11 protein-coding genes are annotated in these 9,954 nt (G+C 62.2%); 8 read left to right on the plus strand and 3 right to left on the minus strand.

Annotated elements, in window-relative coordinates:
* On the plus strand, positions 1-2,306 hold a 2,306-nt coding region (gene treY, locus QOC89_RS07440), incomplete at its 5' end, for a malto-oligosyltrehalose synthase (protein WP_323044437.1).
* A gap of 56 nt (positions 2,307-2,362) precedes the next feature.
* Positions 2,363-2,635 (plus strand): hypothetical protein, encoded by a 273-nt coding sequence (locus tag QOC89_RS07445; RefSeq protein ID WP_323044438.1) that lies wholly within the window; start codon positions 2,363-2,365, stop codon positions 2,633-2,635.
* A gap of 69 nt (positions 2,636-2,704) precedes the next feature.
* Here the strand turns inward: QOC89_RS07445 and QOC89_RS07450 are convergent, their stop codons facing one another.
* The 3 genes from QOC89_RS07450 to QOC89_RS07460 all read right to left on the minus strand — a co-directional run bounded on the left by QOC89_RS07450 (position 2,705) and on the right by QOC89_RS07460 (position 5,753).
* Complete coding sequence (locus QOC89_RS07450; RefSeq protein WP_323044439.1) at positions 2,705-3,427, minus strand: sulfite exporter TauE/SafE family protein; 723 nt, start codon at positions 3,425-3,427, stop codon at positions 2,705-2,707.
* Positions 3,428-3,508: 81 nt separating this feature from the next.
* A complete protein-coding gene (locus QOC89_RS07455) occupies positions 3,509-4,852 on the minus strand; it encodes a hemolysin family protein (RefSeq protein WP_323044440.1) in 1,344 nt (447 codons plus the stop codon).
* Positions 4,853-4,946: 94 nt separating this feature from the next.
* The gene (locus tag QOC89_RS07460) at positions 4,947-5,753 is read right to left on the minus strand and encodes a HAMP domain-containing sensor histidine kinase (protein WP_323044441.1); all 807 of its coding nucleotides are present in this window, start codon (positions 5,751-5,753) and stop codon (positions 4,947-4,949) included.
* Positions 5,754-5,942: 189 nt separating this feature from the next.
* Between QOC89_RS07460 and QOC89_RS07465 the strand changes: the two genes are divergently transcribed.
* The 6 genes from QOC89_RS07465 to QOC89_RS07490 form a co-directional block, all read left to right on the plus strand.
* Positions 5,943-6,284, plus strand: coding sequence for an FKBP-type peptidyl-prolyl cis-trans isomerase (locus QOC89_RS07465; protein ID WP_074770998.1), 342 nt, complete (start codon positions 5,943-5,945; stop codon positions 6,282-6,284).
* 33 nt (positions 6,285-6,317) lie between these two features.
* Positions 6,318-7,112, plus strand: coding sequence for an AraC family transcriptional regulator (locus QOC89_RS07470; protein ID WP_323044442.1), 795 nt, complete (start codon positions 6,318-6,320; stop codon positions 7,110-7,112).
* A gap of 367 nt (positions 7,113-7,479) precedes the next feature.
* Positions 7,480-7,662 (plus strand): hypothetical protein, encoded by a 183-nt coding sequence (locus tag QOC89_RS07475; RefSeq protein WP_323044443.1) that lies wholly within the window; start codon positions 7,480-7,482, stop codon positions 7,660-7,662.
* Positions 7,663-7,785: 123 nt separating this feature from the next.
* Positions 7,786-9,021, plus strand: coding sequence for a hypothetical protein (locus QOC89_RS07480; RefSeq protein WP_323044444.1), 1,236 nt, complete (start codon positions 7,786-7,788; stop codon positions 9,019-9,021).
* 47 nt (positions 9,022-9,068) lie between these two features.
* Entirely contained in the window at positions 9,069-9,581 is a 513-nt protein-coding gene (locus QOC89_RS07485; protein WP_323044445.1) for a hypothetical protein, read from the plus strand.
* Positions 9,582-9,592: 11 nt separating this feature from the next.
* The coding region (locus QOC89_RS07490) for an MFS transporter (RefSeq protein WP_323044446.1) at positions 9,593-9,954 on the plus strand (362 nt) is incomplete at its 3' end.

The raw sequence follows: 9,954 nt of genomic DNA on the forward strand, positions 1-9,954 counted from the left end.
GCACCGAGCGCGCCGATCTCAACGCACTGGCTGAACGTTTCCAGGGCCTGACGACGCAACCGGCCGATCAGCCGCGCGCCGCCGAAGGACGCGACATGCTGCGGGAGTTCGTCGCGCAAAGCGGCGCCTCGGCGATCGAGCTGGCGCTGCAAGCGTATGCGCCCGGCGATCCCGTTACGCGTGACCGTTTGCATCGGTTGATCGAACGGCAGCACTTCCGCCTTGCGTGGTGGCGTACCGCTTCGGACGAAGTGAACTGGCGGCGTTTCTTCGACATCTCGACGCTGGCAGGTGTGCGGGTGGAGCGGCCTGAAGTATTCGAAGCGGTCCACGCGCTGATTTTCCGGTTGTATCAGGAAGGCGTGGTGGATGGTTTGCGGATCGACCACGTAGACGGTCTCGCTGAACCGCGCGAGTACTGTCAGCGTCTGCGCCAGCGCCTCACCGAACTGCGCGACACCGCGCCGTATGTGTTGGTTGAAAAGATTCTCGGCCGCGGCGAGCCGCTGCGCGACGACTGGCCCGTGGACGGCACCACCGGCTACGATTTCATGAGCGACGTGGGCGCGCTGTTGCACGATCCGGCCGGCGCCGAACCGCTCGCGCAGACGTGGACCGAACTCACCGGCCGCAGCCCGCGCTTCGCCGACGAAGCCCTGGCCGCGCGGCGCAAGATCCTCGCGGAGAACCTCTCGGCGGAACTGGACCGTGCGGCGCGCGCGCTGCATCGGATTGCGCGCGATTCATTGCCCACGCGCGATTTCACATTCACCGCGCTGCGGCGCGTGCTGACCGAACTGGTCGTGCATTTTCCGGTGTATCGAATCTATCCGCAGAACGCGCTGCGCAGCGCCGCCGACAACGTCTATTTCGAGCAGGCGCTGGCGGGCGCGCGACAAACGCTTTCGCGCGCGGACCATGTGGTGCTCGACCGGGTCAACGCCTGGCTCGGTGGCAGCGCCGAAGAAGTGCCGAACGCGCGGGTCAATCCATCGCAGCAGCAGGGGCCGAACGGCGCACCGCCCAGTCATGCGGGTTCCGCGCGGCGCACCGCGCAGACGCTGTTCTCGCAGTTGACCGCGCCGGTCGCCGCGAAGGCGGTTGAAGATACGGCGTGTTATCGCTATGGACGTTTGCTGTCGCGCAATGAAGTCGGCTCGGACCCGGGCGAATTTGCTTTGTCGGTCGAGCAATTTCATGCGGCCAATCTCGAGCGCTCACAACGCTTTCCTCACGCGATGCTCGCCACGGCCACACACGACCACAAGCGCGGCGAGGACGTGCGCGCGCGGCTCGCGGTATTGAGCGAGATTTCTCACGAGTGGAGCACGACGTTGCATGCGTGGTCGACCTTGAACGCGCCGCATCGGCGCGCGCTCGACGGCAAGCCGATCAGCAGCGTCGGCCAGGACACGAGCTACGATTGGGCGCCGGGCCCCGCCGCCGAGGCGATGCTGTATCAGACCCTGGTGGGCTGCTGGCCGCCAGATTTAAAACCGGACGATGAAGCGGGCGTCAAGGAACTGGCCGAGCGCGTCGCGCAATGGCAATTGAAGGCGTTGCGGGAAGCGAAGCTGCAAACCAACTGGCTCGCCCCGGATGAAGCGTACGAGGCCGGCTGCCGCGATTTCCTGTTCGATATCCTGGCGCCGCAGCGGCGCGATGGGTTTCTGCGTGAGGTGTCCGCGTTCGTAACGCGGATTGGTCGCGCGGGTGCGCTCAACAGTTTGCAGCAGACGGTGTTGCGGCTGGCATCGCCTGGGATTCCCGATCTTTATCAGGGCACGGAATTGTGGGACTTCAGTCTGGTCGATCCAGACAATCGCCGGCCCGTTGATTTTGCGAAGCGCGAGGCGTGGCTGGCGCAGACGCCGCCATCGGAGTTTCTGGCGAACTGGCATGACGGCCGGGTGAAGCTTGCGGTGGTGCAGCGTGTGCTGGCGTTGCGCGCGCATTTACCGGAGCTGCTCAGTCAGGGGACGTATCTGGCACTCGAGGTGCGCGGGACGCAGGCGTCGAATGTGATCGCGTTCGCACGGCGGCATGGGAACGCGTGGGCTGTGGTGGTGGCGAGCCGGCTTGCTGCCGGCTTACTCGATGAGGACGGCGATTTGCCGATGGTCGACCCGGCTAACTGGGGCGACACGGCGATCGCCATGCCTGCGGACCTCACGGCGCGGGCGCTGTTCGACTGGTTGAGTCCGGCGGCGCCCAAAGTGGATGAAGACGGCTTGCTGTATCTGCGCGATGCATTAGGCGCGATGCCTATCGCGGTGCTGGTGGAGGACGGCGTGCCGCGCAGTTGACGAGGCAAACAAGTCGGGTAACATCGGCGCACAAATAAATGCCCCCGAGCGCGCCGATGCAGATCGACTGGCCGACTATTCAAATCGGACACGCCGACACATCCCACGGCACCGTGGTCGACATATTGGGCTGGATGATTCCGCTGGACCCGCAAGCACATACGGTCGACTACTTCCTGCTAAGCGCCGACGAGCCCTGCTGCGGGGGCTGCGTGCCGCGTAATCCGCTGACCTCCATTGAAGTCTATCTGGCCGCACCGCTCGCGCCGCAGGCAGAGCCGCTGGCTTTGCGCGGCCGGCTGCCCAGGCGGAAGCGGCAGCGATTCTGAGGGACAATTACCGGCGGGTGTTTGAGGCGTCGGTGGGGTGAGGTTGCATGCCTGTGCGCAGCGGCGACCCTACCGCCCTGCCGCCCACAGCAATGAAAGCCCCGAAGACAGCATCAACCCGTCAACCACCAGTTTGAAAACCGCGGGGCTCATCCGGACCACGATCAGCCGCGCGGAAAAAGACCCGATCATGAGTGCCGAGCCGGTGATCAACCCGTCGATCACCACATGCAACGGCAACGCGCCGAAGTGATTGAAAACCGCGACTTTGGTGCCGTACACAGCCAGTGATCCCGCGGCTTCCGTCGCCAGAAAAGCGCCTTTCACAAGGCCATACGACATAAACACGGGCACTGTGATCGGCCCAGTGGAAACGACAATGCCGGTAAGAAAACCGACAACACCGCCGATCAGCGAAAGCTGCCACAAAGAAAACTTGATAGCCCGCCGCGCCAGCCAGCGCCGCGTAGGCACCATCGCGACAAAAAACAGCCCCAACGCGAGTTCGACCGCGTGGGGCGGCAACGCAAGAAGCGTTCGCACACCCAGCGCCGCACCCGGCACCGCAGTCAAGCAATAAGCGCCGCAAGCCCGCCAGTCGATCTCGCGCCACCACGCAAGAATCTTTCCGAAGTTGCCCATGATCGCGGCGATCGCCATGATCGGCACCGCTTGCTGCGGGCCGAACAGCATGACGAGAACGGGCATCAGCATCATGGACGAGCCCGTACCGATCACGCCGCTCAACGTGCCGGCCAGCAAACCGACGCACAGCACCAGCAAATAACCCATTCCGCCCCCGGTCGTATGGATAGCGATTTTACTTGAGCAACGGTTCAGCGGACCTGAGACGGGCCTGACGTTGGAAGCCGCTCAACCGCCTTCATCGTCGAAGGTTCTCGGATAAACGCGTACCAGCACGATTCGCGGTCCCTTCATCTTTTTGACCACCACGTCGAAGCGATCGAACTCGACGCGCTGCCCTTCGGTCGGCAGGTCATTCAGCGCCTGAATCACAAGGCCGCCGACCGATTCGGCCTTGCCTTCGTCGATGTCGATCCCGAGCGCGCGCTCCAACGACACCACCGGCAAGCTGCCCTTGCCCATCAGCGTGCCGTCGTCCATGCGCGTCCAGTCGGCGTCGCCCTGGCGGAATTCGTCGTGTATCTGCCCAACCAGTGCACCCAGCAGATTATCCAGCGTCAGAAAGCCGATCGGCTTCGAATTCTTGTGCCCAACCAGCGCGAAGTGCGGCGCGCCCTTGCGGAAGCGGCGAAACAGTTCGAGCGCGGGCATGTCGGGCTTCACATACTGCACGGGCCGCGCATATTTGGAAAGGTCGTCGAGCGTGCTGCCCGCGTGTCGCGCCAGCAGCAAATCCTTCAAATGGATCATGCCGGCGACGCGCTCGCCGGCGGCGTCTTCGAACAGCGGATAGCGGCTGAAGCGGTGCCGCGCCACCACCTGCATGTTTTCGCGCAACGGCAAATCGCGCCGCATGGCGACCATTTCGTGCGAAGGGCGCATCAGATCCGAGACCGTCATGCGCGAAAAATCCAGCGAATGCGCAATCGTGTTCCATTCGTCCTGGCTGTATGCGCCTTCCGGCGAACCCAGTTCAGTTGCGACATTGGCGCGGCGGCCGCGCAAGATCAGCTTCAGTTCGTCGGTCGAGTAACGCGAATCGTGGCCGTGGTCCGCGTCGAGACCTGCGAGCTTCAACACCGCGTTGGCACTCGTATTGAGCACCCAGATTGCCGGATACATCGCCCAATAGAAACCGTACAGCGGCGTGGCGGCCCACAGCGAGACCTTCTCCGCCTCGCGAATAGCCAGCGACTTCGGCGCCAGTTCGCCCACCACGATATGCAGGAACGAAATGCACGAGAACGCGAAGAACAGCGAGATGCCGTGGATCAGCTTCTCCGATTCCACGCCAAGCAGGCTGAAGACGGGCGTGAGCAGTTCCGCGAACGCAGGCTCACCGATCCAGCCAAGCCCAAGCGACGCCAGCGTGATACCGAGCTGACAGGCGGACAGATACGCGTCGAGCCGGCCGTGCACTTTTGCCAGCAAACGCCCGCGCATGCCGTGCCCGGTCGCGAGACTCTGCACGCGCGTCTGGCGCAGCTTCACCAAACCGAATTCGGCGGCGACAAAAAAACCGTTGAGGGCAACGAGGAACAACGCACCGATAAGGGCGACAACCTGGATCAAAGCGAAACGCTCCGGCAACGAAAGTTGTCAGTATAAAGGGCGAAAGTTTGCTGAAAGCTAACCGCGTCCGGCAACGCATGCCGGCAATGGCCGCTCACGTTGCCGCGGTTGCGCTCAGCGGCACATGCAGCGCGAGCGTAGCCGTTTCGCTTTCAGGCGCCTCGCTTTGCTCGAAACTGCCGCCGTGCGCTTCCGCAACGCGCTTGCACAGCGCGAACACCCACGCGATCCGCTTGGCTTCGCGCGGTTCGCGTGCCTGCTGGCGGGCAAAGGCTTCGAGCAAGTGCGGCACCGAAGCATCGGTCAAAGCCCCGGCGCCCTGCGTGAAGGTGACACTGGCGTACCACCTGGAGGCATCCGCGCGCGCAGCCAGCGTAACCACGGCGCCCGCCGCGCTCGCTTCGACGGCAAACGTGAGCATCACCCACAGCGCGGCGGCCAGGCGTTCGCGATCGCCGTTGAGCTGCTCGGTGGCGAGTTGCGACTCCACCTTGACCTCGACGCCACGCATGCGGGCCAATCCGGAGCGGACTTCTTCCGCTGTTTCGTCGAGTAGCGGATGCAGCGGAAACGGCGCGTAAGCGAGCGCCAGCGACTTGGTCTCGGCCCGCGTGGCGTCGACGATCGTCTCCAGCAACTTCACCTGCTGGTCCACGCCGTTGCGAATGCCGGTGACGGCGCGCTGCGAGTTGGGGTCGTTCGCATCGAGCTTGCGCTCCAGCACATACGCCCAGCTATGAATGGCGTTCAGCGGACCCCGCAGGTCGTGCGACACCAGCGACAGCACGTGGTCGCGCATGAACAGCGCAGTCTCCGCGCGCAGATGTGCGGTGCGTTCGGATACGGCGAAGCCGGAAGCACCCGGCTGTGGGCCCGTGGTTCCGGTGGAAGACGTTGTCACGATCGAGCCCTCTCAGGCAGTGCAGGAAATATTGAAAGAAGCCTCATTATAGGCATGCTGTCCGGCGCAACCAGCCTGGCCGGACGGCCAATACTGACGCAAACCGCATGCCACGCGGTAATCCTCGGCGATGCGTCGCCAACACGCCTACAATGTCGGTTTTTACGTTTTTGAACCAAGGAGCGACACATGTCGACTGTGACTACCGAATCCGGCCTGAAATACGAAGATATCGTCGAAGGCAGCGGCGCTGAAGCCGTTGCCGGCAAGACCGTCAGCGTGCACTACACGGGCTGGCTGACCGACGGCCAGAAGTTCGACTCGAGCAAGGACCGCAACGACCCGTTCGCGTTCGTACTGGGCGGCGGCATGGTCATCAAGGGCTGGGACGAAGGCGTGCAAGGCATGAAGGTCGGCGGCACGCGCAAGCTGACAATTCCGCCGCAACTCGGCTACGGCGTGCGTGGCGCGGGCGGCGTGATTCCGCCGAATGCAACGCTCGTGTTCGAAGTCGAACTGCTCGACGTCTAGGTTTTCCCTGTTTTGTAATCGGGTGCATTGCCGATGAATCACGCCGTCGTCACCGCTCCCAGCGTTTCGTTGCGCCGCTACGGTGCGATCGAAGCGTCGGACGTACACGACTTTCATCAGGTCGTGCTCGGACTCGACGGCGCGATGGTGATGGCGGTGAACGGCGTCGCGCAACAGATCGACGCCCGTTCCGCCTGGCTCATTCCCGCAGGTGCACGGCACGACTATGCGGGTATCGGCGAGAACCGGCAGTTGGTGCTGGATCTGCCGGCCGCCTCGCTGGCCGTGCCGGAACGTCTGTTCGACCACGCGCGCGCCGTGATGGTGGATGCGTCGCTCACGCAACTCGTGCATCGGATCGCGGCGCACGCCGCGGGCGGCGCGCAAGGCAACGCTCCGGATACGCGGCGTTTTCATTGGGACGCGGCGGCACGCCTGGGCGCTGCGCTGGTGGCGGACTCCGGCACAACGATGGCGGGCGCGCCGGCGCCCGGCGCCGGTCTGGATTTCGCACGCATCGACCGTTGGCTGCGCGCGCATCTGTCGGAACCGCTGCGTATTGCCGACCTCGCCGCCCATTGCGGCTTCGGCATGCGGCGCTTTCATCAGCTTTTTATCGAAGCCTTCGGCGAAACACCGCATCGCTATTTGCAGCGTTTGCGGCTCGATACCTCGCTTGGCCTGCTGTCCGATCCACGCTTATCGCTCAGCGATATCGCGCTGGAAATCGGCTTCGGCGATCAGAGCGCTTACACGCATGCGTTCACGCGGCGCTTCGGGCTGGCGCCCGGACAGTGGCGCGCGACCCGGCATCGAAGTTACGCCTGAACCGCGGCTTCCGTACCGTTACCAACAGTTAAATCTGGCAAACAAGGCCGTTCGAATCAAACGTGTCATTGCGTCACACGCGTCAGGCAACAGCACGACGCAGCTTCGCGATTGCCAGCCGTCACCTCACCCCCTCGCTTCCTCTGCCAGCCCGCTGCATCAGGGCCTTTGGCAAACGACATTTCGATCTCACCGCAGACGTCGCACCTGCGCATGAATGTGCGACCGCTCGAATCGTATCGTCGCACCCCGTAAATAAAGTTGAACCCACCTCCGATGCGAAAGCCAGAGCTACGGGGTGCGTAATATTTTTTCTGTTCTATCGACGCACTCCAATCCCAATGCTTTACACCTTTGGAGGTATACGATGGAAAATCTGGCTCTTCAAATTGCTCAGAACTCCGTATGGAACAAGTGGGTTGCCGCCAACTCCGCTCAGACGGACGGCTGCATCTCCGGCACCAAGGAAGGTTGCATTTCCGCTGGAAAGGCAGGCTGCATCTCGATCGCCATGGCGAAGCCACTGCCCAAGACCGGTTGTATCAACTAATCGCTGCACGTCGAACGTGAGCTGACAGGCGCAGCCTGCTGACCTGGCGAGCTCATCAAGCTGGTCCTTGCACACTACAAGGACCAGCTTCCGTCGACATCGCAACCAGGCTACGGAGCGCATATGGAAAACCAGCCAACAGTCGATGTAATCGAGCAGGTCAAGGACATTCCCATTTACCAGCAGTCGATCGCGGAGAGATTTTTCCCCATTCTGGAAAAGCCGGCAATCGCACTGGACTTCCCCGACAACTGGATGACGCCGCGACTCGCCGCAGCGCTGAAAACAGGTGACGCCGAGTTCGTCCTCTCAACCGGCACCCATCACGCGAGGATGCACATCATCCGTCCTCCTTATTTTCTGTTGAACTCCTACTATCAACTGTGGAGCCAACACCCCGATATCGGCTTCACCTGGCAGCAACAGTGTCAGCGCGTATCGCTCACTACAGTGCTGGCGACCGAACATGTTGCACGCGTGAACGCCCGAAAATACGGCAAGCACGCGATCGAAATGGCCTCATCCGCGATGCGGCGGCTCGATGCGCGCACCATGTACCTCAATCAGAAGCTCGATCCAGCCCAGTGGGAACGCGCCGACATTGAGCGCATGCTTGACGATATCGTGGCAGCCCGGCATTGCCATCCAAATGGGCTTTACCATCTGGACTGTTCCAGCTACCACCTGGCGCATTTCGTATTGAAGGTCGCGCAATATGGACTTGCAGCCCGCTTCCCCAAACCTGCCAGCATCATCCACGCTTACGAGTACACCCCAATAAACGTCCGGCGGTTCCTGCTGGAAAATTTCAGTTGCCCGCTCATCGATCTGTTCGGCAGCACCGAACTCGGCTATCTCTACTACAGCGACCGTCACGGAAACTACTCGCCGTTTCTCGACAAAATGCGCCTGGAACTCGTGCCGTTTGCGACGAGCAACACAATCTTCAGCATGATTGTGTCGAGCGTGCGTAACCCCTATATGCCACTGATCCGCTACCGCTCCGGCGATTGCGTCCGGACTGCGGACGGCTCTGCGGACCCCGAGAAAATTGTCCGGTTTTGCGGCCGCGAAAAAGAAATGATGCGGGCTTCGCACGGGATCGTGTCGCAAGCCGATTTTGACGATCTGATCTGCGCCGCCTCGCCGAATATCTTCGTCTACCAACTGCATCCGGAAGAGAAGTCTCAAGCCTGCCTGCATTACACGACGTTCGATGGCGCCCCGCTCCTGCCGCGCGAAGCCGCTGATCTGCAAAGGCGTATTCAGGAAGCGACGGGAACGAATTGCACTCCCTTGCATCGCACGCATATCGACATCGGCAAGTCGGGCAAATATGCGTGGCTCGCGAAAAAATAAAGGCCGCCCAACACGTTCCAATCGCTTCCCTGCAACGAGGAAAACGCATGCATTCCACGCTTCCTGCTTCGGCCATCGACGCAAAGGTATTGCTCGGTCACGATCTCCATTCGGAAGTCATCCTCTATTTCATCAAGCGCACCGGGTCGTCTTCCGACTACGTGGAGCGGCAACTCACGGAATGCCTGCGCTATCTTTATCTGGTCTCGAAGCACCGCGAGCAACTAAGTGGGCTTTTTTTGCCGGTCGAGCAGCAGATCGATGAAATCTGGCACTACCTCATTCTGCAAACACGCGAATACCGCACACTTTGCGAAGAACGCTTGCCCGGCGGTTTCTTTATCGAACACCGCAGTTGTCCTTACGCGACTTATCAACAGGAGCCGAGCCGCGAGCAATTGATCGAGCAATCGCTTCGCTGGTTACCGTTGTACCGGGAATCCTTCGGTCCATTCGACGAGGCCGCGTTGCCGCATTGGACCATGCCACGTTTTCTTCGCGACGAAATGGGCCTCTCGTTGTCGGAGATCGCGCAGCTCGAAGCCCGCAAGAGGGCGTGAGCGTAGACGCCATGTCAGGCTACCGGGACGCCCGGCATCGGGAAAGCGGGCGAGGCAGCTCACCCGCTAGCGCGCTTGCCCTCGCAGTCATCCTCGCCTGCCAGTTGATGATCGTGCTCGACGGAACCGTGGTCTATGCGGCACTGCCGCGTCTTCGGGCGGACCTCGGACTTGCGCGCCCGGATCTGTCCTGGGTGCAGAACGCCTATATGCTGACTTTCGGCGGCTTCATGCTGCTGGGCGCTCGCACCGGCGACCTCCTCGGACACCGCCGCGTCTTCCTCGCCGCCAGCGCGGCGTTTGTCGTGGCGTCGTGTGCCGCTGGGCTCGCGCTGTCCCTGCCTGAGCTACTCATCGCGCGCGGCGTGCAAGG

The organism is Paraburkholderia sp., from assembly GCF_034668105.1.
In the GTDB taxonomy this organism is placed as follows: Bacteria; Pseudomonadota; Gammaproteobacteria; order Burkholderiales; family Burkholderiaceae; genus Paraburkholderia.

Coding starts and splice junctions, on each gene's coding strand:
- QOC89_RS07445 (WP_323044438.1), top strand. CDS start 2,363: ATGCAGATCGACTGGCCGACTATTCAAATCGGACACGCCGACACATCC.
- QOC89_RS07450 (WP_323044439.1), bottom strand. CDS start 3,427: ATGGGTTATTTGCTGGTGCTGTGCGTCGGTTTGCTGGCCGGCACGTTG.
- QOC89_RS07465 (WP_074770998.1), top strand. CDS start 5,943: ATGTCGACTGTGACTACCGAATCCGGCCTGAAATACGAAGATATCGTC.
- QOC89_RS07470 (WP_323044442.1), top strand. CDS start 6,318: ATGAATCACGCCGTCGTCACCGCTCCCAGCGTTTCGTTGCGCCGCTAC.
- QOC89_RS07475 (WP_323044443.1), top strand. CDS start 7,480: ATGGAAAATCTGGCTCTTCAAATTGCTCAGAACTCCGTATGGAACAAG.
- QOC89_RS07480 (WP_323044444.1), top strand. CDS start 7,786: ATGGAAAACCAGCCAACAGTCGATGTAATCGAGCAGGTCAAGGACATT.
- QOC89_RS07485 (WP_323044445.1), top strand. CDS start 9,069: ATGCATTCCACGCTTCCTGCTTCGGCCATCGACGCAAAGGTATTGCTC.